Consider the following 23,749-nt stretch of genomic DNA (forward strand, 5'->3'; position numbering starts at 1 on the left):
CTTTTGGTTGTCCTATGCCGTTAATGACCGACAGGTACGAAAAAGGGGACAGACTTTTTTCAGACGGCGACCGAACGGGGTTTCAGGGTCACCCAGAAGCGGGTACGCCACTGCAGCTCCACCGGCAGCGTCGCGGCCAGGAGGACCAGTACCCGGTCGGTATCGGCCAACTGAAAGCTGCCGGTGACCCTGAGGTCGGCCACCGCGGGATCCCAGCGCAGCAGACCGGAACGATAGCGACTGAATTGCTGCAAGAATTCGCCCAGTGGCTGGTCCTGGGCGATCAGCACGCCCTGGCGCCAGCTCAGCAGGGTCGGCGAAAACGGCTCGATGGCGCCGATGCCCAGGGTACTCAGGCGCAACTGCTGGCCCTTGCCCAACGTCAACCCTAGCCCCATCAGCGGCCGCACCTCGACGCTGCCGCTGACCACACGCACGTCGCACCCTTCATCGTCCTGCTGCACGCAGACCTCGGCCTGCTCCACCGTCAGGGCGCCGAAGCGGGTATCCAGCGTCTGCGCCTGCGCACCGGGCACCCGCAGCGAGAGTTCGCCGCGTAAAAGGGTCAGGCGTCGCTGGGTCTGATTCAGGTCCACGGCGGTCGCGGTATTGAGTTGCAGCAGGCTGCCATCCGCCAGAGTCAGGCTGCGGCGTTCGCCGGTGGCCGTGCTGAGATCGGCGGTCCAGGCCTCCAGCGGCATTTCCTGCGCCAGCCACCAGCCGGTCGGTACCATCACCGCCAGACCGAGCAACTGGCGCAGGGCGATGCGCCGCCCACGATCCGCCGGTTGTAGACTGGCCATCGCCAACCGCGAAGGCACCGCGGCAAAACGTTGTTGCAGCTGCAATGCCGCCTGCCAGGCGCGCTCGTGCTCGGCATCGGCCGCGCGCCATTCCTGCAAGAGCTCCAGCTCGTGCGCACTCCCCTCGCCCGCTTCCAGTAGCGCAAGCCAGCCGGCTGCCTCGCGGACGGCTCTGCGCTGGCGCTCCCGTTCGCTCCTCAGCACAGCTCTGCCAACAGACAATGCTCGTAGGCCTCGGCCATGTATCTCTTGATGGTGCGTTCGGAGACGCGCAAGCGCTCGGCGATTTCGCGATAGGTCAGGTCTTCGAGCTGGCTGAGCAGGAAGGCGTGGCGCACCTTGGCGGGCAGGCCATCGAGCAGCTCATCGAGGGCCTGCAGAGTTTCCAGCAGGACCCAGCGTTGCTCGGGCGATGGGGCACAGGCTTCGGGCAGCTCGGCCAGAGCGTCGAGGTAAGCCTGCTCCAGCCTGCGTCGGCGCCGGAAGTTGATCAACAGCCGCTTGCCAATGGTCACCAGATACGCCCGCGGCTCCTGCAGTTCGCCGAGCACCTCGGGATTGCGCACCAGTCGCAAGAAGGCCTCCTGGCTGAGATCGGCCGCATCCCATTCGCTGCCCAGTCGACGACGCAACCAGCTCTGCAGCCAACCACTGTGGTCGCGATAAAGCGCGTGAAGATCACGGGAGGACTCGAAAGCCATGTTACTCATGCCGGCGGCTACCTGGTCGATGATGCCTGGATGCTATTGATTCTACTTTACGACCTACGCATCGACCAGCGCTGGGCGCTCTAACCTGGGGTTCAGTTGGGGAGACGGACCTGATCCCAACTCCATGAAAGTAGAGCTGACGTTCTTGGTCCCTTGAAGCCGACCTTCGCCCGCCGCCAGCTCGATCATTCCATTTTGCGGAATGCTGAACTGACCAGAAGGCCCATTCCCTCGAAAGCGCTCTGATCCCAAGCTGGTAGCACGAATCGGGACCACCCTCGGCCCGATGCCTGCCAGGAATTGGATCATGAAGCTCTACCACCTGCCGTTGTCCGGTCATGCCCATCGCGCCGTGCTGTTCGCCTCCTTGCTGGGCCTCGCGCCCGAACTCGTCGAGGTCGACCTCGCGGCGGGTGAGCATCGCACTCCGGCGTTCCTCGCCCTGAACCCCTTCGGCCAGGTGCCGGTGCTGGATGACGCTGGCGTGATCGTCGCCGACTCCAACGCCATCCTCGTCTACCTGGCGAAGAAACTGGGCCGCACCGACTGGCTGCCGGAAGACCCGGCCAGGGCCGCCGCCGTCCAGCGCTGGTTGTCGGTAGCCGCGGGCGAACTGGCCTATGGCCCGGCAGCGGCGCGGCTGATCACGGTATTCGGTGCCCGGCTGAATCCCGAGGAAGTCATCGCCCGCGCCCACGTCCTCCTGGAGCGGCTGGAGGCTCATCTGGCCAACCGCGCCTGGCTGGCCGCCGATCATCCAACCATCGCCGACGTCGCCCTCTACAGCTACCTGGCCGGAGCGCCGGAAGGCAACGTGGACCTGGCCCCCTATACCGCTGTGCGAGCCTTTCTGCAGCGGGTGGAAGCGCTGCCGGGCTTCGTGCCTTTTCCGCAGACGGCTGCCGGTCTGCGCGCCTGAAGCCGCTGGATCACCCGCCTTCCCCACCGCGAGGAGCAACCTCGATGAGCACGCCCCTGAACGCTCTGCCCACCTGGCACCCCGGCGAAACCTCCCTGCAGGAGCGCGTCGGCGTCCGCCAGCGGATGGCCGAGGTCGGCCCGCGGGTGATCCGCAGCTTCATGCCCGACCAGCACCGCGCCTTCTACCAGCAACTGCCCTTCCTGGTGCTGGGTAGCGTGGACGCGACGGGTGCGGCCTGGGCGACGATCCTGGAAGGCACGCCGGGCTTCGTCAGCGCACCGACGCCAACGCGGCTGGACATCACGGCCAGCCTGCCGGCAGGTGATCCGGCGGGTGCCAGCCTGGCGGACGGCGCCGCCGTGGGATTGCTGGGCATCGAGCTGCACACTCGGCGCCGCAACCGCGTCAACGGCGAGGTCGAGCTGACGCCCCAGGGCCTGCGGGTGACCGTGGACCAGAGCTTCGGCAACTGCCCGCGCTACATCCGGCTGCGCGACCTGCAACCCAACCAACCACCGGTTAAGACGCCCGCTCCGGCCGCCGAAGCCCTCGAGACGCTGGATGAGGCGGCACGGCAGCTGATCGAAGGGGCCGATACCTTCTTCGTCGCCTCCTATGCCGAGCAGGAGGGACGACGCCGGGTGGACGTCTCCCACCGCGGCGGCAAGCCGGGCTTCGTCCGGGTGGATGCCGAGGGCCTGCTGACCATTCCCGACTTCAACGGCAACCTGTTCTTCAACACCCTGGGCAACATCGCCGTCAACGGCCAGGCCGGACTGCTGTTCGTCGACGACGCGCGCGGTGATCTGCTGCAGCTAAGTGGCACCGCCGAGGTGCTGTTCGAGTCGCCGGAGATCGCTGCCTTCGAGGGCGCCGAGCGCCTCTGGATTTTTCGCCCGCAGCGTATCGTCCGGCGCCGCGGCGCCCTGGCGCTGCGCTGGCAGGCGCGGGCCGGGGGCGAGTCGGACAGCAGCCAGCTGACCGGCAGCTGGGCGCAGACGCGCGAGCGTCTGCTGAGCGGGGAACTCGGCAACCGCTGGCGACCCTTGCGCGTCATCCGCATCGTCGAGGAGAGCACCACCATCCGCTCCTTCCATCTCGCCGCGGCGGACGGCACCGCCTTGCCACCCGCCCAGGCCGGCCAATTCCTGCCGGTACGCCTCACTCCGCTCGCCGGCCAGGCCCCGGCGCTGCGTAGCTATAGCCTCTCCAGCGCGCCGGCCGACGGGCACTACCGCATCAGCGTCAAGCGCGAGGGGCTGGTGTCTACCTGGCTGCATGACCGGCTGCGCGAGGGCGATCTGCTCGACACGCGCCCGCCGGCGGGGGACTTCACCCTGACCGCTGCCGACCAGTCCCTGGTTCTGCTGGCGGCCGGCATCGGCATCACCCCGCTGCTGGCGATGCTCAGGCACCAGGTCCACGAAGGACGCCGGACCCAGCGCCAGCGCCGGATCACCCTCTTCTACGGTGCCCGGTCGAAGGCCGAGCGCGCCTTCGATGCGGAACTGGCCGAATTGGTGGCTGCCGCCGGAGGCTCGCTGCGCCTGGTGCGGGCGCTGAGCGATACCCGCGGGGCCGTGGCGGATACCGACTACGAGGTGGCCGGACGGATCGACCTGGGCGTGCTGGGCCGCTTCCTGCCCTTCGGCGATCACGCCTTCTACCTCTGCGGCCCGGCGGCCTTCACCCAGGCACTGTACGACGGCCTGCGCGGCTACGGCATCGAGGACGCGCGTATCCATGCCGAAGCCTTCGGCCCGGCGGCGTTGCGCCGCAGTCAGCCCCAGGAAGCGGCGGCGCCTGTGCGTCCAGCCGCGGCCACGGACAGCGTGCCAGTGGTCTTCACCGCCTCGCTCAAGGAAGCGCGCTGGACACCCGCGGCAGGCTCGCTGCTGGAACTGGCCGAAGCCCGCGGCCTCGATCCCGCCTTCAGCTGCCGCAGAGGTCATTGCGGCAGTTGCCGGACACGGCTGCTCGGCGGCGCCGTCACCTATGGGCGGGAGCCGGTGGCGCGGGTCGCCGACGGCGAGGCGTTGCTGTGCTGCGCGGTGCCGGCGGCTGGCACCGACCGCCTGGAACTCGATCTATGATCCGCGCCGCCTGAAGTTGACTACCATGGAGCCTGGTCGACAAGACAGGACGGCGAGGCAGATGGATCGTTGGCAGGCGATGCGCGTATTCGTGAAGGTGGCCGAGACCGAGAGTTTCGCCCGCGCCGCCCGGGAACTGCACCTCAGCGCCCCGGCGGTGACCCGCCTGGTGGCGGGCCTGGAAGCGCTGGTCGGCGCCCGCTTGCTGGTGCGCACTACCCGCTCGGTGAAACCCACCGAGGCCGGCGCGCGCTATCTGCAGGATTGCCGGCGCATCCTCGGCGAAATCGCCGAGGCGGAACTGGCCGTGGCAGGACACCAAGCCAGGCCCTCGGGCACCCTGGCCGTCACCGCACCCATGCTGTTCGGCCAGTTGCACGTATTGCCGCTGGTGCTGGAATTCCTCGCCCGCTATCCGGACATGCGCGTGCGCACCTTTTTCGTCGACCGCCAGGTGAATCTGCTGGACGAAGGCATGGATGTCGCCCTGCGCATCGGCCAGTTGCCGGATTCGGGCCTTACCGCCATCCAGGTCGGCCAGATGCGGCGGGTGGTCTGCGCGGCCCCGGGCTACCTGGAAGCCCAGGGTACTCCCGCTACCCCGGCCGCGCTCAAGGAACATCGCATTCTCGCCTGCCAGGGTGCCTGGGCCTCACCGGAATGGCGCTTCGCCCGCGGGCAACGGGTGGTCGTGGATCCGCTGCTGCTGTGCAACACCAACGCAGCCGCCATCGCTGCCGCCCAGGCGGGGCATGGGCTGACCCGGGTGCTGCACTACCAGATCGCCCCGGCGCTGGCCGAGGGCCGCCTGCGGATCGTGCTGGCGGACCACGAGGAGACGCCGCTGCCGGTACACCTGGTCTATCCCCAGGGTCGCCAGGCAGCGGCCAAGGTCAGGGCCTTCGTCGAGCTGGCGGTGGCCGCGCTGCGCGGCGATCCGCTGTTTGGCGATCCGCCGGGCGCTGCACGCTGAGAGGTCACCGCAGAAACTGCGGCCAGGCCGCGGCGAACGCGTTCCCTCGCCCTTTCGGGCGGGGCATTTCGGCATCGGTGGCCGCCACCCCTCCCTAGACTCAGGGCCTGACCTGCCACTGGGAGCGCCACCATGCCGCTGCACCTCGATCTGCGGGCCCCCCGCCTGTTCAAAGCCTCCGCCTATGTCGACGGCCACTGGATCGCCGCCGACAACGGCGCCACCTTCGCCGTGGACAACCCCGCCACCGGCGAGACCCTCGTCCAGGTCGCCGCCCTGGAAGCCCCGGAAACCGCCCGCGCCATCGCCGCCGCCGAAGCCGCCTGGCCGGCCTGGCGCGAGCGTCCGACCGCCGAGCGCGCGGCCCTGCTGGAGCGCTGGCACGCGCTGATACTGGAGCACCAGGACGACCTGGCCCTGCTCATGACCCTGGAACAGGGCAAGCCGCTGGCCGAGGCGCGGGGCGAAATCACCTGTGGCGCCAGCTTCGTCAAATGGTTCGCCGAGGAAGCCCGGCGCAGCTTTGGCGACATCCTGCCCGCGCCGGCCCGGGACCGTCGGGTGCTGGTGCTGCGGCAACCGGTGGGCGTCGCCGCCGCCATCACCCCCTGGAATTTCCCCAACGCCATGATCACCCGCAAGGCCGCGCCGGCACTGGCCGCCGGCTGCCCGGTGGTGATCAAGCCCTCGTATCTCACTCCACTGTCGGCCCTGGCGCTGGCCGAACTGGCCGATCGCGCCGGCTTTCCGCCCGGCGTATTCAACGTGGTCACCGGGATGCCCGCCGGCATCGGCGGTGAACTGACCGGCAATCCGGCGGTGCGTAAGCTGTCCTTTACCGGCTCCACGCGCTGGAAGTGAAGGCCTGGCACCTCGGCGGCCTCGCCTAGGCTTATCTGAAAACTGCCTGCGCTCGGCCATGCTGCGTTGAAAATCACCTGGGTCGCCAGTCCGATCGGGATGCTCATTTACCACTCGTAAATTCCGCTTCCTCACTGATTTTCGCCTTGCCTGACCTTCCCTCGGCAACTTTTCAGAAAAGCCTATGAACGCTTTTGGCGGCAGGCAACCGAAAATGCCGCCGCCCCCGAGCAAAACAGCCGATCACGATGCCGGGGCCGGCAACTTCAGCGTTACCGACCCTGCGGCCTGCGTAGGCTGGAACTCTCGCCCCTGCATGGAGTATCGCTGCATGAATTCCGCTGCCAAAGCCACCGACCGCCTGCTGGGTCTTCGCGAACGCCCAGGATGCAGGCTCTCGCCAGAGTCGCTGTCGCCCGCTAGCGACGCTCTCCCTCACGCCACTCGCACCCTGCCACACGGTTGCAACTGGTGCGGGCGCGGTCGCCCTGGGACGTGGAGAAGCGACTGATGACGTTCCAGCCCAGCTGCCGGGTACGACCCAGCCAGAGGTTGCCGTCGCTGGTCAGGCCGCTGAAGAACTGCAGCTGTCCCAGGCGCGTGCTGGTCTGGGCCCATGACAGACCCGAAACCGGATCGTAACCCCGCATCAGGGTGTCGTTGCCCTGGACCGCCACTCCGTACCAACCGCCTTGCCCGTCCTGGCAGCGCAGGACGAAGGCGCTGCGCACGCAGGTGTTGGCCGGTTTGAGGCTGGGAAGGGTCGCCTGGACGGAAGGCACTATCAGCAGCAATGCAACGGACAGCAGGCCGGTACGCAGGATCAAGGATGAGGTCATAGCGGCAACCGGTCGGGGGCGAGACGCCCAGCATGAGGTAAATCCCGCAACCCGACCAGCACCGGCGTCCTAGAGCGCCTTGCTACCAAGACTGGACAGGCCCGGCTCGGTCATCGCCACGCGTTCCTGAACCTCCGGCTCCGAAGCGGGAATTGCCTGGCCATCCAGTGCGGCGTTGAGCCGTCCCATGTCCAACGCTCCCACCCAGCGCGCGATAACCAGCGTGGCTACGCCATTGCCAATGGTATTGGTGATCGCTCGAGCCTCGGACATGAAGCGGTCCACGCCCAGCAGCAGCACCATGCCCGCCACCGGGATGGTGCCAAGACTGGCGAGGGTCGCCGCCAGGGTGATGAAACCGGAACCGGTGACGCCGGCCGAACCCTTGGAGGTGAGCATCAACACAGCCATGATGATGAGCTGGTCGGTCAGGCTCAGGGGCGTGTTGGTGGCCTGGGCGATGAAGGTCGCGGCGGCGGTGTAGTAGATGGCCTGGCCGTCCGGGTTGAAGGTCAGGCCGGAGGGGATGACCATGCCGGCCACCGGCTTCGAACAGCCGGCGTTTTCCATCTTGCGGATCATCTGCGGCAGCACCGACTCCGACGAACTGGTGCCCAGCACGGTAAACAGCTCTTCCTTGAGGTACCTGAGCAGCTTCCACAGGCTGAAGCCGGCGACGCGACAGATCGGTCCCAGCACCAGAGCGACGAACAGGATGCAGGTCACATAGAAGCAGGCCATCAGCTTGCCCAGGGAGAACAGCGAACCGAAGCCATACTTGCCGATGGTGAAGGCGATGGCGCCAAAGGCCCCCAGCGGCGCCAGGCGCATCACGATGTTGACGATGCCGAACATGCCGTGCATCAAACTGTCGAGCGTGCGGATGATTGGCTTGCCCTTGTCGCCACAACGCGCCAGCGCCACGCCGAGCAGGATGGAGAACAACAGGATCTGCAGGATGTTGCCCTTGGCGAAGGCATCCCCGAGGGTGTTGGGGATGATCTGCATCATGAAGGCGATGAAGGATTCATGCTTGGCGGCCTCGGTGTAGCTGGCGATGGCGGAGCTGTCGAGGGTGGCTGGATCGATGTTCATGCCAGCGCCGGGCTTGAAGGTATCGACCACTACCAGCCCGACGATCAGCGCCAGGGTCGAGACTACCTCGAAGTAGATGAAGGCGCGGATGCCCACCCGGCCCAGCTCCTTCATGTCGTTCATCTTGGCGATACCGGTGACCACGGTAAGGAAAATCACCGGCGCGAGCAGCATCTTGATCAGCTTGATGAAGGCATCGCCGATGGGTTTGAGCGAGGTCGCGAAGTCCGGGTAAAAGACGCCGAGCAAGGCGCCGGCAATGACCGCGATGACGACCTGGACGTAGAGTTTTCCGAGTAGGCGCTTCATGGGATATCCATTGTTGTTCTTGTAATGGAAGCGACCGCGCCGGCGGGCGGTCGCCCGTGAAAGTGCTGAGGCCTTCCCGCCCGCGCAGCTCGCCGCGGGTGGAAACGCCGGTCTAGCGGGCGATCAGCTCCAGCACGGCATCGGTGACCTGGCGCGTGGTGGCCGTACCGCCCAGGTCTGGCGTGTGCAGGCCGCTGGCGGTGACCTCCTCGATGGCCCGCATCAGGAGGGCACTGGCTTCGCGCTCGCCTAGGTGGTCGAGCATCAGCGCCGCGGTCCAGAAGGTAGCGATGGGGTTGGCGACGCCCTTGCCGGTGATGTCGAAGGCTGAGCCGTGGATGGGCTCGAACATCGAGGGAAAGCTCCGGTCGGGATTGAGATTGGCGGTAGGCGCGATACCCAGGCTGCCGGAGAGCGCTGCGGCCAGGTCCGAGAGGATGTCAGCGTGGAGGTTGGTGGCGACAATCACGTCCAGGTTGCTCGGCTTGAGCACCATGGTGGTGGTCACTGCATCCACCAGTTCGCGGGTGGTGCGCACGTCCGGATAATCCTTCGCCACCTCGGCGAACACCTCGTCCCACAACACCATGCCGTGGCGTTGGGCGTTGGACTTGGTTACCAGGGTCAGGTGCTTGGCCGGCCGGCTGCGGGCCAGTTCGAAGGCGAATCTATGGATACGCTCGACGCCGACGCGGGTGAAGGTGGAGACCTCGGTAGCCACCTCGATGGGCAACCCCTGGTGGACCCGACCACCGCTGCCGGAGTATTCGCCTTCGGAATTCTCCCGCACGATCACCCAGTCAATGGCCTGTCCGTTGGTCAGCGGGCTTTTAACCCCGGGTAACACCCGCGCCGGCCGCACGTTGGCGTATTGGTCGAAGCCCTGGCAGATCGGCAGCCGCAGGCCCCAGAGGGAAATGTGATCCGGCACCTTCTGGCTTCCTACCGCGCCGAAAAAGATGGCATCGGCCTGCTTGATCTCGTCCAGTCCCCCTTCCGGGATGTAGTGACCATGCTGGAGGTAGTACTCCGAATCCCAGGGGTAGTGGCTGACATCAAAGGCGAAACTGCCCAGGCGCCTGGCCAGGCCTTCGAGGACCTCAAGGCCGGCGGCAATGACTTCGACCCCGATACCGTCTCCGGGAATGGCTGCGATCTTGTAGTTCTTCATGGCTGGGCCCTGTGCTCTGGTTCGTTGGGTGAGACGCCGACTGGCAGCGCTGGGCCGAGTATAGGTAGTGAAACCTGAGCTAAGATTCACCTGAACTCATCACTTACGTGAACTGAGGTTGATAATGAGTCGCCCCCAGGATTTGACCTTTTTTCACCAACTGGCCCAGCAGGGCAACCTGGCCGCCACGGCACGCGAGCTGGGCATCACGCCCTCTGCAATCAGTAAACGACTGACCGCACTGGAAAAACGGCTAGGCGTTCGGCTCGTCAACCGGACCACTCGCTCCCTGGGTCTCACGCCCGAGGGCGAGCTTTATTTCCGCCATGCCGGACGCATTCTCGGTGACATCGAAGCAGTGGAAGACATGGTCGCCAGTCGCCGGAGCCAGCCCAAAGGCCTGCTGAGGATCAACGCTTCCCTGGGCTTTGGTAGACGCTACATAGGCCCAGCGCTGGCAGCCTTCATCGACCGCTACCCGGAGGTGGAGACCCAACTGCTGCTCAGCGACCATCCCATGGAACTGGCTGCCCACGGGCTGGACCTGGGCATCCGCTTCGGCGTGGCCCCGGACGCGGGCTATCACGCCCGACGCATCGCCAGCAATCGCCGATTGCTCTGCGCCTCACCGCTTTATCTGGAGCGCTACGGTGCACCGCAACGGTTGCAGGACCTGGCAACGCACAACTGCATCTTCCTGCGACAGAACGACAGCATCCACGGCGTCTGGGAGTTTCTCGAAGGGTCGCGCACCCGCAGCATCAAGGTCCGCAGCAACCTGAGCTGCAACGATGGTGAGGTGGCGTTGAACTGGGCACTCGAGGGCCGCGGCATCCTGCTTCGGGCGGAATGGGACATCGCCCGCTACGTGCGTAGCGGGCGGCTGCGTCGGGTTCTGGAGGACGCCAGACCGCCTTCGGCAGATGTTTATGCGGTCTATTCCGAACACCATCACCTATCAGCCAAGGTGCGCCACTTCATCGACTTCCTGGTGGAACGCTTTCAGCGTATCGATCACCTCGAAGACCCGGCCAGCGAAATCGATTGATCGATTTCAGCTCTGCGCTGCCTGCCACAGCCGACCGATATCGCGGGCGGTGCGTTCCAGCAGCCCCTCGGCCTGGGCCAGGGCCTCTTCCAGGCTGAGCGGGCCCGGTACCAGGCTGAAGGCGGCGGCGAGGCCCTGTTGATAGAGGGCGTCGTAGCCTTCGCCCAGCGAACCGGCCACGGCCACCACCGGCACACCGTGGCGCTGGGCCAGGCGCAGTACGCCTGCCGGGGTCTTGCCCCTCAGGGTCTGGCCGTCCAGCCGCCCTTCCCCGGTCACCGCCAGATCGGCGCCCTGCAGGGCTTCGTCCAGCCCCACCAGTTCCGCGACCACCTCGATGCCGGGGCGAAAGGTCGCCTTGAGAAAGGCCAGGGCGGCAAAGCCGACGCCACCGGCGGCGCCAGCTCCCGGTTGCTCGCTGACATCACGGCCCAGGGTCGCGGCGGTGACCGTGGCGAAATGCGCCAGGGCCGCGTCCAGCTCCCGCACCTGCTCGGGCGAGGCGCCCTTCTGCGGTCCGAAGATCTGGCTGGCCCCCTGGGGACCACAGAGCGGATTGTCGACGTCGGCGGCGATGACCACCTCCACCGCCGCCAGGCGCGGATGCAGGCCCGTCAGGTCCAGGCTGGCCAGGGAGGCCAGCGCCGCCCCGCCCGGTGCCAGCGTCTGGCCCTGCCAGTCCAGCAGACGGACGCCCAGGGCCTGGAGCACGCCCGCGCCGCCGTCGTTGGTGGCGCTGCCGCCGATGGCCAGCACCAGGCGCTCGGCGCCGGCATCCAGGGCGGCGCGCAGGAGCTCGCCGGTCCCGTGGGAGGTGGCGACCCGCACGTCGCGGCGGGCCCTGGGCACCAGTTCCAGACCGCTGGCGCTGGCCATCTCGACGAAGGCGGTACGCTGCTCGGCCAGCCAGCCCCAGCGGGCGGTCACCGGCTCGCCCAGGGGACCGGTCACCCGCGCCTCGCGCACCTCACCGCCGGTCGCGGCGAGTACGGCATCCAGGGTGCCTTCGCCGCCGTCGCCCAGGGGGCATTCGCGGATTTCCGCCGCGGGCAGGGCCTGGCGCAGGCCACGGGCCAGGGCGCTGGCGACACCGGCGGCGGACAGGCTTTCCTTGAAGGAATCGGGAGCGATGACGATTTTCATGGGGCGATTCTCCGTTGTTATGCGCCGAGTGTTTCCTGGATCGGGCACGGCAGCAACGGGACATATGCCCAGTCCCGACAGGTCAGGACTGTGAATTCGCCCAGCCCTGATCCCATAGCAGCAAGGCGCAATACAGTTCGGAGGCGTCGGCGAAACGCCGTGGATCCCGCCCGGTCAGCGCCTGGATCCGCTCTAGCCGATGCCGCAGCCCATTGCGATGCAGCCCCAGCGCCTCGGCGCAGGCCTGGGGGCTGGCGTCCTCGGCGAACCAGCTGCGCAGCGTCGCCAGCAGCTGGCCATCGCGATCGGCGCGGCGCAGTCTTGCCAGCGGTTCCAGCAGCCAGGCGCCGCGAGCGCACTCGGCCTGGCCCTGCAGCCAGGTCGGCAGGGCCAGATCGTCCAGCGTCACCCGGATGAGGTCGGGCCGCAGGCGCCTGGCGACTGCCAGCAGGTCCAGCGCCCGCCGGGTCGTCTCGGCCAGCCCCGTCCAGGGTCGCGGCTCGGGGACCCAGGCGCTGCGCTGCAACGACCAGCCCTGCCCCGGCAATTCCTCCAGCAGCGCCTCGGGCGCCTGCGCGCCGGGTCGATACCACAGCCATTGCCGCTCTTCATGGGGTAGGCACCAGCTATGGATGCTGCGCTGCTGCGCCCAGTCGCCAAAACCCGGCGCCGGCACGGCGAACTCCAGCAGCAGCACGTCCCGCGGCAGGACCGGCTTCAGGCCGAGCAGCGTGGCATGGCGCCCCAGTTCGGGCGCGGCGCCGGGCGCGAGCAGCTGTCGCAGCAGCGGCGTGGTCATGCGCGCGGTCGCGGGCGGCTGCCCTGCCGCCTGCTCGATCAGCATTTCCGCGGTCAGGCGCAGGAGTTCGGCGGGCAGGCGCAACTGCTCGGCGTCCTCCCCGGACACGCCAAGCACGCCCACCAGTTCGCCCTGGTGATACAGCGGCAGATTGATACCGGCCTGGGCCCCCGCCAACCCCGCGGCAGCGCTGGCATCCAATGCCACCGCGCGGCCTTCGGTGATGACCTGCCGCGCCCCGGCATGGTGGCTGAACAGCCGCGCCGGATCGCCCGAGCCGATGATCAGCCCGGACGCATCCATGACATTGACGTTGCCGGGCAGGATGCGCATGGCACGTTCGACGATTTCCTGCGCCAGGGTCTGGCTCAGCTCCATGGCCACCTCGGAGGTTGAAGGACGCCGGCATGGCGCGCCGTCACCTTAGAGGCGCCTCCATCGCTGGGCAAGCCGGTGGCGCTACGGGAGAGGCTTACTCCGAGGTGCTCAGCACGCCACGGCGTACCTGGTCGCGCTCGATGGATTCGAACAGCGCCTTGAAGTTGCCTTCGCCAAAGCCGGTATCGCCCTTGCGCTGGATGAACTCGAAGAACACCGGCCCCAGCAGGGTCTGGGAGAAGATCTGCAGCAGCAGGCGACGCTCGCCACCCTCGGAGGTACCGTCGAGCAGGATGCCGCGGGCTTTCAGCGCTTCCACCGGTTCGCCATGGTTGGGCACCCGGCCTTCGAGCATCTCGTAGTAGGTCTCCGGCGGCGCGGTCATGAAGCGGGTACCAAAGGCCTTGAGCCGATCCCAGGTGGCCACCAGGTCATCGGTGAGAAAGGCCACGTGCTGGATGCCCTCGCCGTTGAACTGCATGAGGAATTCCTCGATCTGCCCGGCCCCCTTGGAGGATTCCTCGTTGAGCGGGATACGCACCAGGCCGTCCGGCGCGGTCATGGCCTTGGAGGTCAGACCGGTGTACTCGCCCTTGATGTCGAAGTAGCGCAACTCGCGGAAATTGAACAGTCGCTCGTAGAAGTCGGCCCAGTAGGCCATGCGCCCGCGATAGACGTTGTGGGTCAGGTGATCGATCACCTTGAGGCCGGCCCCCACCGGCTTGCGCTCGACTCCCTCCAGGAACACGAAGTCGATGTCGTAGATGGAGCTGCCCTCCTCGTAGCGATCGATGAGGTACAGCGGCGCGCCGCCGATACCCTTGATCGCCGGCAGGCGCAATTCCATCGGCCCGGTGGGCATGTCCACCGCCTGGGCGCCCAGCTCCAGCGCCTTGGCATAGGCGTGGTGGGAGTCGCGGCAGCGAAAGGCCATGCCGCAGACCGAGGGGCCGTGTTCGGCGGCGAAATAGGCGGCGTGGCCGGTCTTTTCGCGATTGACGATGGCGTTGATGTCGCCCTGGCGAAACAGCACCACGTCCTTGGATCTGTGGTTGGCGACGTGAGTGAAGCCGAGGCTTTCCAGCACGGGTTCGATGACGTTGGGCGTGGGCGAGGCGAATTCGATGAACTCGAAACCCATGAGGCCCATGGGATTTTCAAACAGATCGGCCATGATTGGCTCCTTGACGGGTGACGTGACGGACGTTGCCGATAACGCGGGCTAGCAACCCGTCAAGGGCGGCGCGCAGGAAATGCCACGCACGCTGCGCGCCAGGAAATCACCCAGGATGAGCTGACAGCCGAGCAGCTTCATGAGGCCACCCGCACCGGGGCATCGGGCTGCGCCTCGGGGTGTGCCTGCTGGAAGGCCGGATGCGTGCCAGCCAGGGCCGCCACCCGCTGGACGCGTGGATAGGACGCCAGGTCCACCTGGAAACGCCGCGCCGCATAGAGTTGGGGCAGCAGATAGACATCCGCCAGCCCCACCTCACCGAAACAGAAGCCACTGGAGCCGATCTGCGCCTCCACTGCCGCCAGGCCCTCGCCGATCCAGTGCGAGATCCAGTCGAGCACGGCCGGCTCTCCCAGGCCCAGGCCGCGCAGGCGGTTGAGCACCGAGACATTGTGCAGCGGATGGACATCGCAGGCGATCAGGGCGGCGACACCCCGATGGCGGGCGCGCAGCAGCGGATCGGCCGGCAGCAAGGGCACGGCCGGATAGCGCTCTTCCAGGTATTCGAGGATGGCGGGCGACTGGATCAGCACCTCGCCGCTGTCGAGGCGCAGGCTGGGCAGCCGCCCCTGGGCATTGAGCGCCCGGTAGGCCGGCTGGTGCTGCTCGCCGGACAGCAGATTGACCGGTACGGCTCGGTAGTCCAACCCCTTCAGCGCCAGGGCCAGGCGGACCCGATAGGACGAGGTGGAACGGTAATAGGTAAAGAGGTCCATCGAAACTGCCCCGCGCTTGCCTGTCGGCTTCTTATTATGCGTAAGCTGATTACGTTACGTGGAATCTGCGCCGGCCCGGATGGCTTGTCAATGCCGCCTGGGTCGGCCAATACCCGCTCGCCTAGTCGGCCGCCACTACCCGACCGCGACATTCGCCGAAGCCGATCGTGGGCAGCCCGGGCCGCTGGCAGCGCGCCCGGAGGATGACCTCATCACCGTCCTCCAGAAAGGTACGGGTCTCGCCACCCGGCAGCAGCAAGGGCTGCTTGCCGCCCTGGGTGAGCTCCAGCAGGCTGCCGCAGCTGCCGGCGTCCGGCCCGGACAGCGTGCCCGAACCAAAGAAGTCGCCGGGCTGCAGGGCGCAGCCATTGACGGTGTGATGGGCCACCATCTGCGCGACCGTCCAGTACATGTTCAGGGTGTTACTCAGGGCGATCCGCTGGGCGGGCAGCCCCTGCTCCGCCATGCGCGGCGTGCGCAGCAGGACTTCCAGCTCGATGTCCAGGGCCCCCTGGGCCTGGTCATGCTCGTCGTACAGATAGGGCAAGGGCTGCGGATCCCCGGCGGGTCGTGCCGGCTGTGCCTGCCGATAGGGCGCCAGGGCTTCCGCGGTGACGACCCACGGCGATAGGGTGCTGGCGAAACTCTTCGACAGGAAGGGCCCCAGGGGCTGGTATTCCCAGGCCTGGATGTCTCGCGCCGACCAGTCGTTGAGCAGGCAGAAGCCGGCGATATGCTCGGCGGCGTCACCGATGGCGATGGATGCCCCCTGGGCGTTGCCCGGGCCGATCCAGATGCCCAGCTCCAGTTCGTAGTCCAGCCGTCGGCAGGGGCCGAACACGGGCGCCTCCTGCCCGGGCGGCAGCGTCTGGCCCTTGGGTCGCCGGAACGCCTCGCCAGACACGCCAAGGGTCGAGGCGCGGCCGTGGTAGGCGATGGGGACGTGCTTGTAGTTGGGCAGCAGAGGATTGTCCGGGCGGAACAGCCGGCCGATCTGGGTGGCGTGGTGGATGCCGACATAGAAGTCGGTGTAGTCGCCGACCCGCGCGGGCAGGTGCATCCGGCAGCTAGCCTGGGGCACCAGCAGGTGCTCGCCCAGCTCTTCGAAGTGTTCGCGTTGCGGATGGTCGGCGCGCAGCAGTGCCTGCAGGGCCTGGCGCAAGGCGACCCGTGCCGGCCGGCCGGCGGCGAAGAAGGCATTGAGCGTCTCCCGGGCGGCCAGGTCAGCGGCCCGCTGGGCCTCGCCACGGAACAGCCCGGCTTCGAGGGCGAAGCCCAGGTCGAGGATGAAGTCACCCACCGCCACGCCGCCGCGGGGCGTCTCCTCGCCGCGACTGAACACACCCAGCGGCAGATTGTGCAGGGAGAAATCCGCATGGCCGTTGGCCGAGGCCACCCAGCTGGGCAATTCGTGGGTCATGCCGATTCTCCCGCGCCGGGCGCGACAAAGGTCTTGGTGAGGCCCGCCCAGCAGGCGTCGTAGTCGGGCTGCAGCAGCGGCGAGTCCAGGGCGTGACGGGTCGGCCGCAGGACGCGCCCGGTTTCGAACATGAAGGCCATGGTGTTCTCGATCCGGTGCGGCCGCAGGTCGGCGGCGATGGCGTTCCGGGTGGACACCTCGTCCGGGCCATGGGCGCTCATGCAGCCGTGCAGGGAGGCGCCGCCTGGCGCGAAGCCATCGGCCTTGGCGTCGTAGGCGCCCTGGATCAGGCCCATGAATTCGTTCATCAGATTGCGATGGAACCACGGTGGCCTGAAGGTGTTTTCCGCGACCATCCAGCGCGGCGGAAAGATCACGAAGTCGATGTTGGCCACCCCCTCGCTGGCGCCCGGGGCCGTCAGCACGGTGAAGATCGATGGATCCGGATGATCGAAACTTACCGTACCCAGGGTATTGAAGCGGCGCAGGTCGTATTTGTAGGGCACGTTGTTGCCATGCCAGGCGACCACGTCCAGCGGCGAGTGATCCAGCTCGGTCTCCCAGAGTTCGCCAAGGAATTTCTGCACCAGCCGGGTGGGTGCCTCGAGATCCTCGAAGCGGGCCACGGGTGCCTGGAAATCCCGCGGATTGGCCAGACCGTTGCTGCCGATCGGCCCCAGCTCGGGCAGCCGCAGAGCGCGCCCGTGGTTTTCGCAGACATAACCCCGTACCGGTTCGCCCGCCACCACCTCGACCCGGAATTTCATTCCGCGTGGAATCACCGCGATCTCCAGCGGTTCGAGGCGCAGCAGACCCAACTCGGTCACCAGCTCCAGGCGTCCCTGCTCCGGCACGATCAGCAGTTCCCCGTCGGCGTCGTAGAAGACGGCGGTCATGCTGACGTTGACGGCATAGCGATAGAGGCTGACGCCTTCGGCCTGATCGGCTGCGGCGGTGGCGACGATCCGCTCCAGGCCGGCGAGAAAATCGGTGGCGACTGCCGGGATCGGCAAGGGATTCCAGCGCAGGCGATTGGGCGTGGGGGCGCCCAGTTCCGCGCCGGTCAACTGGACGGTGCAGCGCTCGAAGCGGCCATGGGCGGCCGATGGCCTGAGCCGATACAGCCAGGAGCGTCGCGCCTCGTGGCGCGGCACGGTAAAGGCCGTGCCGGAGAGTTGCTCGGCATAGAGACCGAAGGGCGCGCGTTGCGGCGAGTTCTGCCCGATCGGCAGGGCACCCGGCAGCGCCTCGCTGCTGAAGTGATTGCCAAAGCCGGACTGGTAGCTCACTGGCGGTGCTGCTTGTTCTTGTTGGTTCAACGGGGCCATCCATTATGCGTAACAGGTTTACGCAAAAAGTAAATTGAACCTGGCGGAGCGTCAAGCTATAACGCTGCCTTTCCACGGCGATCGAATCGATGACAGACATTCCCGAAGCAGCACCCCCACGGCGGCAGAAGGTGCAGGCGGCCGAGGTCGGCACCGATATCCTCAAGGCCCTCGCCGAGCTGGCACCTTCAACGTCCCTGTCGCGCCTGGCCAGCCACCTGGACATGCCCGCCAGCAAGGTGCATCGCTACCTGCAGGCACTGATCGCCAGCGGATTCGCCGAGCAGGATCCACGGACCAATCACTACGGACTCGGCCAGGCCGCCCTCTTCGTCGGTCTGGCCGCCCTGGGTCGACTGGATGTGGTGAAGCTGGCGGCGCCGGTGCTGGCCGACCTGCGCGACGAGGTCGGCGAGACCTGCTTTCTGGCGGTCTGGGGCAACAAGGGGCCGACGGTGGTGCTGGTGGAACAGGCGGTGCGCGCCGTCACCCTGGTGACCCAGGTCGGTTCGGTGCTGCCGCTGCTGGGCTCGTCCACGGGCCTGGTGTTCAACACCTTCCTGCCGGATGTCGAGACCGCGGCATTGCGTGCGGAAGAGCTGCGCCAACCAGGTGCGCCCAGCGCAGCGACGCTGGCGGAGGCCGCGCGCCAGCTAAGGGACACCCATATCCAGCCGGTGCACGGCCTGTTGATGGCGGGGGTCAATGCCCTCTCCGCGCCGCTGCTCGGAGCCGGCGGCCGGCTGGCCGGCGTCCTCACCGTGGTCGGTGCCGCGCCAGGCTTCCAGGCCGAAGTCGAAGGCCCCGCCGCGCTGCATCTGCGGGCAGCCGCCCAGGCTATCAGCGGGCGGCTGGGCGGAAAGCTCTGACGATTGGCGTCGCGGTGCAGCGGTCAGGAGCGCCGATGGTCGCGACGGCGCTCCGCTTGATCCTTTCCAGCCTCCATTCGGCTAAAGGACCCCCCCCAGACTGGCCGTTTGCCATTAAGCTTACTGTTAGCGCGTTTATCATTGGCGCACTGCTTTATGGTGATCCCTTCATGACTGCTCTTTCCTATCGTGATCGCAACCAGGCTCTCAACGACTCCCTGGGCAAATTCTGGCAGGTCGCCAAACCCGTGGTTCAGGCGGCCATGGCCATTCATGTGGCGCTGCTGGTCATTTTCATCCTGCTCGACCAGATCCTGATGGCCTGGGCCAACGTGCTCAGCATCGCCGCCTACGTGGGCTGCCTGGCCGCCCTGCGCCAGCGGCGCTATCGCATCGCCAGCCTGACCATGAGTTGCGAGATCGTCGCCCACGCCTGGATCGCCACCTGGCAACTCGGCTGGGACAGCAACTTCCACTACTACGTGTTGTGCATCCTGCCGATCGTCATCTACAACTACCGCACCGCGCCGATCCGCCATCTGCTGCTGGTCTCCGGCATCCTGGTGACCCTGGCGATCGGCTATCTGCTGCACCCATCCGCGACCCTCGCGCCCCTGGCGATGAAGCTGTTCGGCACCATCAACATCATCAGCGCCCTGGGGCTGCTGCTCTATGGCACCGGCGCCTCCTTCCACCACAGCACCAAGATGCAGCTGGACCTGCTGCACTCCGCCAGCCATGACAGTCTCACCAACCTCTACAACCGGCGGCGGATTCTCGATCAGGCGGAAAAGCGCAGTGGCGTGAGTGGCAGCCTCATCCTCTTCGACGTCGACCACTTCAAGCACATCAATGATCGTTTCGGCCACGATTGCGGCGATCTGGTGCTGCAGGGGATCGCCGACGTCATCCGCCGCGAGGTGCGTCATTCCGATCTGGCGGCGCGCTGGGGTGGCGAGGAATTCCTGGTGCTGCTGCCCCAGGCGCAGGTCGAGGTGGCCTGGGGCGTGGCGGAGCGGATCCGCCAGCGTCTGACCGAGGTCACCGCGTCCCTCGAACGCGGTCCCGCGCGGGTCACGGCGACCCTGGCGGTCTGCGAGATTCGCGACTGCGAAGCCTTCGCCAGCGCCCTGGAGCGCGCCGACCGGGCGCTCTATCGTGGCAAGCAGGAAGGCCGCGACCGGGTGATGCTGGCGGCCTGACTCCCCGGCCGTCCTAGACCACGAAGCGCTGCAGGGCGCCGTGCAGATCGGCGGCCAGGGCGGACAGCTGCTGGCTGCTGGCACTGGTCTGCTGGGCGCCGGCGGCGGTCTGGTTCGCCGCGTCGCGGATCAGTGTCAGATTGCGATCGACCGCCGCCGTGGTAGCCGTCTGCTCTTCGGTGGCCGCGGCGATGGCGTCATTGCGCTGGCCGATGGCGGTGATGGCCTGGGTGATGCCTTCCAGTACCTGCCAGGTCGCCTGGGCCTGGTCGCGGGTATGGCTGGCCTGGAGGCGACTCTGATCCAGGGCGATCACGGTCTTCTCGCTGACCTGCTGCATGCCGCCGATCAGGCCTTCGATCTCGCGGGTGGAGTCGCCCGTCCGGCTGGCCAATCCACGCACCTCGTCGGCCACCACGGCAAAACCACGCCCGGCCTCCCCGGCACGGGCCGCCTCGATGGCGGCATTGAGCGCCAGCAGGTTGGTCTGCTCGGCGACGTTGCGGATGACGTCGAGCATCTTGCTGATGCCCTTGGATTGCGCAGCCAGCTGGTCCGCCTGGTTGGCCGCCTCGTCCACATTGCCCACCAGCTGGGTGATGGCGGCCAGTGTCTGCTTGACCTGCGCCTGTCCCTGCTTGGCCTGATCGACGCAGCGCTGCGATTCGGCGGAGGTGGAGGTCGCGTGCTCGCACACCGCCTGGACCGCCTGATTGAGCTGGGTGACGGCGTTGGCCGCATGCTGGATATCGGTCGTCTGCTGCTCCAGGTTGCGGCAGCTGTCATCCATCACGGCGCTCACCTGGGTCGAGGCCGAGGCCAACTGCTCGGAGGCATTGCCGGTGTGGGCCAGCACCTCGCGCAGATTGTCCTGCATGCGCTCCAGCGCCAGCAGCAGCATGGCCGCCTCGTCGCGCCCCTCGGGCTGGATGTTCTGCCGCAGGTCACCCGCGGCGATACCGCCAGAGATGTCCAGGGCCTGGCGCAGCGGCTGCACCACGCTGCGGGTCAGCCGCCAGGCCAGCAGCAGCAGGAGCAGAATGGCGCCGCCTATGACCGACCAGACGATGGCGCGGGCCTGGACGAACTGGGCGTTGGCCACCTCCTTGGCCTGGGCGGCGCCCTGCTTGTTCAATTCGCGCAGGAGTTGCACCTGCATGTCCATCAGATCGCCCTTGAGGCCGACCACGGTATCCAGTTGTACCCGCGCGGCCGGGATCTGCTGCTGCTCGATCAGCCGCACTTCCTCGCGCAGCCCTTCCACGAAGGGCTGGTAGGCGTCGTGCAGGGCCTTGATCGAATCCCCTTCGGTCGCATCGGTGACGACCGGCGCATACTCCCGGAACAGCTGATCGGTCTCGTTGACCAGTTGCTCCAGGGTGACGCGGCTCATGGCCACGGCGCCCGGGTCTTCGGCATTGAGCAGCACCACCGAGGCCTGGTTGCGCAACTTGCCGAGGTTGATCGCCAGGGAATCGGCAATGGCGATGCTGGGCAGCCAGTCCTGCTCCATGCTCAGCGCCTGGCGGCGCAGCTGCTGCATTTCCCACAGCGAAAAGCTGCCCAGCCCGGCGAGCAATACGGCGGCAAAGGTAAAGGAACACAACATCCGCGGGCCGGTCTTGAGCGTTCGCAACCAGGAGCGGCGGGACAGACGGCGAAAGAGGGCAAGGATACGAAGCATGGGGGCGTCACTGCATGAAGACGGTCGAGCACAGGAGCCTAGGCAAGCAAGATGTCGGACTGATTACAAAATGCCTCCATCCAGATAAATCTGACGATTGCGGTGAAAGATAACTGGGGCTAAGGTCCGCCCCTCTGTCCGCCAACCCGCCCGCCGCTGTCATGACTACCCCTACCGCCAAGGCTTCGTCCTTCCAGATCCTGCTGCTCGGCATCGCCCAGATCCTCGTCTGGGGCGGCTCCTTTTTCATTCTCGCGGTGCTGGCCGATCCGGTGGTACAGGAGACCGGCTGGTCCCGGCAGTGGGTCTATGGCGGACTGTCCCTTGGGGTGCTGGTCTCCGGCCTGCTGGCACCGGCATGCGGCCGCCTGATCGCTCGCCAGGGTGGCCGCACCTTGCTGTCGCTGAGCGGCTTGGGGGTGGCGGTCGGGCTGATGCTGATGGCCAGCGCCCAGCAGCTGCCGGTGTTTCTGCTCGCCTGGGTGGTGATGGGCATCGGCATGGCCGCAGGTCTGTACGATGCGCTGTTCGCGACCCTGGGTACCTGCTACGGCACCCAGGCCCGTTCGGCCATCAGCGGCATCACCCTGGTATCGGGCTTCTGCACTGCCATCACCTGGCCCGTTGCCGCCTTCCTGGTCAGTCATCTCGGCTGGCGCGGCGCCTGCCTGGCCTATGCAGCCGTCCTGCTGCTGACGATCTGGCCACTCTATCGCCGCGCCCTGCCCGCGCCGGTCCTCGTCACCCAGGCACCCCGGACCGGCCACACCGCATCGGCCGTGCCGGTCAATCGGGCGCTCTACAGCGTGCTCACGGCACTCTTCACCCTTGGCGCGATGCTGATGACGGCCATTTCCGTGCAGCTGATCACCCTGCTGCAGGGGCTCGGCTACAGCCTGGCGAGTGCAGTGGCGCTGAGCACCTGCCTGGGACCAAGCCAGGTGGCTTCGCGGATCATCGACCTGCTCAACCGCAACGGTCACCCGCTGTGGACGGCCCTGGCCTCGGTGGTTTGCACGGCCGCCGGCCTGCTGCTGGTGACCCTGGGGCCTGGCCTGGTCTGGGTGACGGTCGTGGGGCTGGTGATCTTCGGTGCGGGCAATGGCCTGCGGGCGATCATAAGGGGCGCCCTGCCCCTGGCGCTCTGGAATCCGGCGGAATACGCCACCGTTCTGGGCCGCATGGCGCGCCCGGCACTACTCGGCCAGGCGGCCACGCCCCTGCTCTGCGGCTATGTACTGGAGCATCACGGCCCCCAGGCGGTGTTGGCCCTGCTCTGCCTGCTGGCGCTGATCAACGTGGCCCTGGTCGCCTGGCTGTTCAGGGCGCTGTTCGGCCGTGCCGCGGCCTAGTCGCAGGCGATTTCCAGAGGGACCAGGCGCAGCTTGATACCGGTGCGGCGCAGGGTAAGGATATCGCCCTCGCGATGCCCGACCTCGTCGCCCAGGGTGCTGCGCAGCGTTTTCTCGTCGAGCAGCCGCGCATAGGTCCGGGGATCTTCCCCGTGGCAGCTCTCGGCGATATGCAGCTCGCCCTGCAGCAGCTTGCCCGCGGTGCGCCCGCTGGTGAGATCCACAAGCAGGTAATCCTGGTCGGGCTGATAGTTGAAGGTCATGCGCATTCCCCGGCGACTGTAGCCATGGGAACCGATCAGGGCGGGTTGGTTCAGGACGTCGGGTTGCCTTCCTCGTCCAGGCGGTTGCGCAACATGACCAGGGTCTCGCGCAGATCGTCCAGCCCGGCATCGCCCAGCGCGCAGACCTGCCGCACCCGGCTGTTGACGCCGTTGGCCTGATCACGCAGCGAGCGACCCGCTGGCGTCAGTTCGATCGACAGGTTGCGCTCGTCTTCGGCACTGCGCCGGCGCGTGACCAGCCCGCCCGCCTCCAGGCGCTTGACCACGGGGGTCAGGGCACCGGAATCCTGCCGCAGCCGATTGGACAGCTCCTTGAGCGTGAGGCCGTCGTGCTCCCACAGCACCAGCATGATCAGGTACTGCGGGAAGGTCAGGCCCATGCTCTCCAGCAGGGGTTTGTAGAGTTGCGTCATCGCCAGCGAAGCCGAATACAGGGAAAAGCACAGTTGCTGGTCAAGGAGCAGTGGATCTTTGGCTGTCATGGAATCTGCCATACAAAACGTGAAAAGACTGGAA

The 23,749-nt window shown here is 67.1% G+C and carries 21 protein-coding genes and 2 pseudogenes; 8 read left to right on the forward strand and 15 right to left on the reverse strand.

The window, feature by feature from the left end:
• Positions 1-59: 59 nt before the first annotated feature.
• Both CFE50_RS17880 and CFE50_RS17885 read right to left on the reverse strand, forming a co-directional pair.
• Positions 60-1,007 (reverse strand): FecR domain-containing protein, encoded by a 948-nt coding sequence (locus CFE50_RS17880; RefSeq protein ID WP_286736463.1) that lies wholly within the window; start codon positions 1,005-1,007, stop codon positions 60-62.
• On the reverse strand, positions 1,001-1,504 hold the full coding sequence (locus CFE50_RS17885; RefSeq protein WP_430695143.1) for a sigma-70 family RNA polymerase sigma factor: 504 nt from the start codon (positions 1,502-1,504) through the stop codon (positions 1,001-1,003). Before CFE50_RS17885 ends, CFE50_RS17880 begins: the two co-directional genes overlap by 7 nt.
• Positions 1,505-1,820: 316 nt before the next feature.
• Between CFE50_RS17885 and CFE50_RS17890 the strand changes: the two genes are divergently transcribed.
• The 4 genes and pseudogenes from CFE50_RS17890 to CFE50_RS17905 all read left to right on the forward strand — a co-directional run.
• Positions 1,821-2,432: a glutathione S-transferase family protein gene (locus CFE50_RS17890; protein ID WP_286736465.1), complete on the forward strand. Its 612-nt coding sequence runs from the start codon at positions 1,821-1,823 to the stop codon at positions 2,430-2,432.
• Between the two features lie 44 nt (positions 2,433-2,476).
• Positions 2,477-4,528 carry a 2Fe-2S iron-sulfur cluster-binding protein gene (locus tag CFE50_RS17895; protein WP_286736466.1) on the forward strand — a complete coding sequence of 684 codons (2,052 nt, stop codon included), beginning with the start codon at positions 2,477-2,479 and terminating at the stop codon, positions 4,526-4,528.
• Between the two features lie 61 nt (positions 4,529-4,589).
• Complete coding sequence (locus CFE50_RS17900) at positions 4,590-5,501, forward strand: LysR family transcriptional regulator (RefSeq protein ID WP_286736468.1); 912 nt, start codon at positions 4,590-4,592, stop codon at positions 5,499-5,501.
• A gap of 132 nt (positions 5,502-5,633) precedes the next feature.
• Positions 5,634-6,350: pseudogene (locus CFE50_RS17905) on the forward strand (aldehyde dehydrogenase family protein); the annotation flags it as partial.
• A gap of 431 nt (positions 6,351-6,781) precedes the next feature.
• Here the strand turns inward: CFE50_RS17905 and CFE50_RS17910 are convergent.
• The 3 genes from CFE50_RS17910 to CFE50_RS17920 all read right to left on the reverse strand — a co-directional run bounded on the left by CFE50_RS17910 (position 6,782) and on the right by CFE50_RS17920 (position 9,776).
• A complete protein-coding gene (locus tag CFE50_RS17910; RefSeq protein WP_286736470.1) occupies positions 6,782-7,201 on the reverse strand; it encodes a hypothetical protein in 420 nt (139 codons plus the stop codon).
• A gap of 69 nt (positions 7,202-7,270) precedes the next feature.
• Positions 7,271-8,605 (reverse strand): dicarboxylate/amino acid:cation symporter, encoded by a 1,335-nt coding sequence (locus CFE50_RS17915; RefSeq protein WP_286736471.1) that lies wholly within the window; start codon positions 8,603-8,605, stop codon positions 7,271-7,273.
• Between the two features lie 112 nt (positions 8,606-8,717).
• Positions 8,718-9,776: a tartrate dehydrogenase gene (locus CFE50_RS17920; RefSeq protein ID WP_286736472.1), complete on the reverse strand. Its 1,059-nt coding sequence runs from the start codon at positions 9,774-9,776 to the stop codon at positions 8,718-8,720.
• 124 nt (positions 9,777-9,900) lie between these two features.
• Between CFE50_RS17920 and CFE50_RS17925 the strand changes: the two genes are divergently transcribed.
• Positions 9,901-10,824 (forward strand): LysR family transcriptional regulator, encoded by a 924-nt coding sequence (locus tag CFE50_RS17925; protein ID WP_241810094.1) that lies wholly within the window; start codon positions 9,901-9,903, stop codon positions 10,822-10,824.
• Between the two features lie 6 nt (positions 10,825-10,830).
• On the opposite strand, the gene CFE50_RS17930 is transcribed toward CFE50_RS17925, so the two are convergent.
• The 6 genes from CFE50_RS17930 to hmgA form a co-directional block, all read right to left on the reverse strand.
• Complete coding sequence (locus CFE50_RS17930; RefSeq protein ID WP_286736473.1) at positions 10,831-11,967, reverse strand: glycerate kinase; 1,137 nt, start codon at positions 11,965-11,967, stop codon at positions 10,831-10,833.
• 82 nt (positions 11,968-12,049) lie between these two features.
• Positions 12,050-13,144 carry a CdaR family transcriptional regulator gene (locus CFE50_RS17935; RefSeq protein WP_286736475.1) on the reverse strand — a complete coding sequence of 365 codons (1,095 nt, stop codon included), beginning with the start codon at positions 13,142-13,144 and terminating at the stop codon, positions 12,050-12,052.
• A 94-nt stretch (positions 13,145-13,238) separates the two neighbouring features.
• Positions 13,239-14,318 (reverse strand): 4-hydroxyphenylpyruvate dioxygenase, encoded by a 1,080-nt coding sequence (gene hppD / locus CFE50_RS17940; protein ID WP_286736477.1) that lies wholly within the window; start codon positions 14,316-14,318, stop codon positions 13,239-13,241.
• A gap of 137 nt (positions 14,319-14,455) precedes the next feature.
• The gene (gene maiA / locus CFE50_RS17945; RefSeq protein WP_286736478.1) at positions 14,456-15,094 is read right to left on the reverse strand and encodes a maleylacetoacetate isomerase; all 639 of its coding nucleotides are present in this window, start codon (positions 15,092-15,094) and stop codon (positions 14,456-14,458) included.
• 121 nt (positions 15,095-15,215) lie between these two features.
• Positions 15,216-16,514 carry a fumarylacetoacetase gene (gene fahA, locus CFE50_RS17950; protein WP_286736480.1) on the reverse strand — a complete coding sequence of 433 codons (1,299 nt, stop codon included), beginning with the start codon at positions 16,512-16,514 and terminating at the stop codon, positions 15,216-15,218.
• Complete coding sequence (gene hmgA / locus CFE50_RS17955; RefSeq protein ID WP_286736575.1) at positions 16,511-17,803, reverse strand: homogentisate 1,2-dioxygenase; 1,293 nt, start codon at positions 17,801-17,803, stop codon at positions 16,511-16,513. The genes fahA and hmgA overlap by 4 nt, the downstream gene beginning before the upstream one ends.
• 128 nt (positions 17,804-17,931) lie before the next feature.
• On the opposite strand from hmgA, the gene CFE50_RS17960 reads away from it, so the two are divergent.
• Together CFE50_RS17960 and CFE50_RS17965 are read left to right on the forward strand one after the other, a co-directional pair.
• Positions 17,932-18,711 (forward strand): IclR family transcriptional regulator, encoded by a 780-nt coding sequence (locus CFE50_RS17960; protein WP_286736482.1) that lies wholly within the window; start codon positions 17,932-17,934, stop codon positions 18,709-18,711.
• Positions 18,712-18,881: 170 nt separating this feature from the next.
• Positions 18,882-19,913: a GGDEF domain-containing protein gene (locus CFE50_RS17965; RefSeq protein ID WP_286736483.1), complete on the forward strand. Its 1,032-nt coding sequence runs from the start codon at positions 18,882-18,884 to the stop codon at positions 19,911-19,913.
• Positions 19,914-19,926: 13 nt separating this feature from the next.
• Here the strand turns inward: CFE50_RS17965 and CFE50_RS22910 are convergent, their stop codons facing one another.
• Together CFE50_RS22910 and CFE50_RS22915 are read right to left on the reverse strand one after the other, a co-directional pair.
• Positions 19,927-20,790, reverse strand: a complete 864-nt coding sequence (locus CFE50_RS22910) for a methyl-accepting chemotaxis protein (RefSeq protein ID WP_502694715.1) — start codon at positions 20,788-20,790, stop codon at positions 19,927-19,929.
• A pseudogene (locus CFE50_RS22915) lies at positions 20,782-21,597 on the reverse strand (MCP four helix bundle domain-containing protein); the annotation flags it as partial. The pseudogene CFE50_RS22915 and the gene CFE50_RS22910, both read right to left, overlap by 9 nt.
• Before the next feature lie 161 nt (positions 21,598-21,758).
• Between CFE50_RS22915 and CFE50_RS17975 the strand changes: the two are divergent.
• Positions 21,759-22,949: an MFS transporter gene (locus CFE50_RS17975; protein ID WP_286736485.1), complete on the forward strand. Its 1,191-nt coding sequence runs from the start codon at positions 21,759-21,761 to the stop codon at positions 22,947-22,949.
• On the opposite strand, the gene CFE50_RS17980 is transcribed toward CFE50_RS17975, so the two are convergent.
• Both CFE50_RS17980 and CFE50_RS17985 read right to left on the reverse strand, forming a co-directional pair.
• Positions 22,946-23,212 (reverse strand): hypothetical protein, encoded by a 267-nt coding sequence (locus tag CFE50_RS17980; RefSeq protein WP_241810137.1) that lies wholly within the window; start codon positions 23,210-23,212, stop codon positions 22,946-22,948. The genes CFE50_RS17975 and CFE50_RS17980 overlap by 4 nt on opposite strands.
• A gap of 50 nt (positions 23,213-23,262) precedes the next feature.
• Positions 23,263-23,715, reverse strand: a complete 453-nt coding sequence (locus tag CFE50_RS17985) for a MarR family winged helix-turn-helix transcriptional regulator (protein WP_286736487.1) — start codon at positions 23,713-23,715, stop codon at positions 23,263-23,265.
• Positions 23,716-23,749: the final 34 nt, after the last annotated feature.

The organism is Pseudomonas sp. PGPPP4, from assembly GCF_002256045.1.
Classification (GTDB): domain Bacteria; phylum Pseudomonadota; class Gammaproteobacteria; order Pseudomonadales; family Pseudomonadaceae; genus Chryseomonas; species Chryseomonas oryzihabitans.

Coding starts and splice junctions, on each gene's coding strand:
- CFE50_RS17960 (WP_286736482.1), top strand. CDS start 17,932: ATGACAGACATTCCCGAAGCAGCACCCCCACGGCGGCAGAAGGTGCAG.
- hppD (WP_286736477.1), bottom strand. CDS start 14,318: ATGGCCGATCTGTTTGAAAATCCCATGGGCCTCATGGGTTTCGAGTTC.
- CFE50_RS17930 (WP_286736473.1), bottom strand. CDS start 11,967: ATGAAAATCGTCATCGCTCCCGATTCCTTCAAGGAAAGCCTGTCCGCC.
- maiA (WP_286736478.1), bottom strand. CDS start 15,094: ATGGACCTCTTTACCTATTACCGTTCCACCTCGTCCTATCGGGTCCGC.
- CFE50_RS17985 (WP_286736487.1), bottom strand. CDS start 23,715: ATGACAGCCAAAGATCCACTGCTCCTTGACCAGCAACTGTGCTTTTCC.
- CFE50_RS17975 (WP_286736485.1), top strand. CDS start 21,759: ATGACTACCCCTACCGCCAAGGCTTCGTCCTTCCAGATCCTGCTGCTC.
- CFE50_RS17910 (WP_286736470.1), bottom strand. CDS start 7,201: ATGACCTCATCCTTGATCCTGCGTACCGGCCTGCTGTCCGTTGCATTG.
- CFE50_RS17900 (WP_286736468.1), top strand. CDS start 4,590: ATGGATCGTTGGCAGGCGATGCGCGTATTCGTGAAGGTGGCCGAGACC.
- CFE50_RS17920 (WP_286736472.1), bottom strand. CDS start 9,776: ATGAAGAACTACAAGATCGCAGCCATTCCCGGAGACGGTATCGGGGTC.
- CFE50_RS22910 (WP_502694715.1), bottom strand. CDS start 20,790: ATGCAGGACAATCTGCGCGAGGTGCTGGCCCACACCGGCAATGCCTCC.
- CFE50_RS17885 (WP_430695143.1), bottom strand. CDS start 1,504: ATGGCTTTCGAGTCCTCCCGTGATCTTCACGCGCTTTATCGCGACCAC.
- CFE50_RS17890 (WP_286736465.1), top strand. CDS start 1,821: ATGAAGCTCTACCACCTGCCGTTGTCCGGTCATGCCCATCGCGCCGTG.
- CFE50_RS17935 (WP_286736475.1), bottom strand. CDS start 13,144: ATGGAGCTGAGCCAGACCCTGGCGCAGGAAATCGTCGAACGTGCCATG.
- CFE50_RS17915 (WP_286736471.1), bottom strand. CDS start 8,605: ATGAAGCGCCTACTCGGAAAACTCTACGTCCAGGTCGTCATCGCGGTC.
- CFE50_RS17980 (WP_241810137.1), bottom strand. CDS start 23,212: ATGACCTTCAACTATCAGCCCGACCAGGATTACCTGCTTGTGGATCTC.
- CFE50_RS17895 (WP_286736466.1), top strand. CDS start 2,477: ATGAGCACGCCCCTGAACGCTCTGCCCACCTGGCACCCCGGCGAAACC.
- CFE50_RS17925 (WP_241810094.1), top strand. CDS start 9,901: ATGAGTCGCCCCCAGGATTTGACCTTTTTTCACCAACTGGCCCAGCAG.
- fahA (WP_286736480.1), bottom strand. CDS start 16,514: ATGACCCACGAATTGCCCAGCTGGGTGGCCTCGGCCAACGGCCATGCG.
- CFE50_RS17965 (WP_286736483.1), top strand. CDS start 18,882: ATGACTGCTCTTTCCTATCGTGATCGCAACCAGGCTCTCAACGACTCC.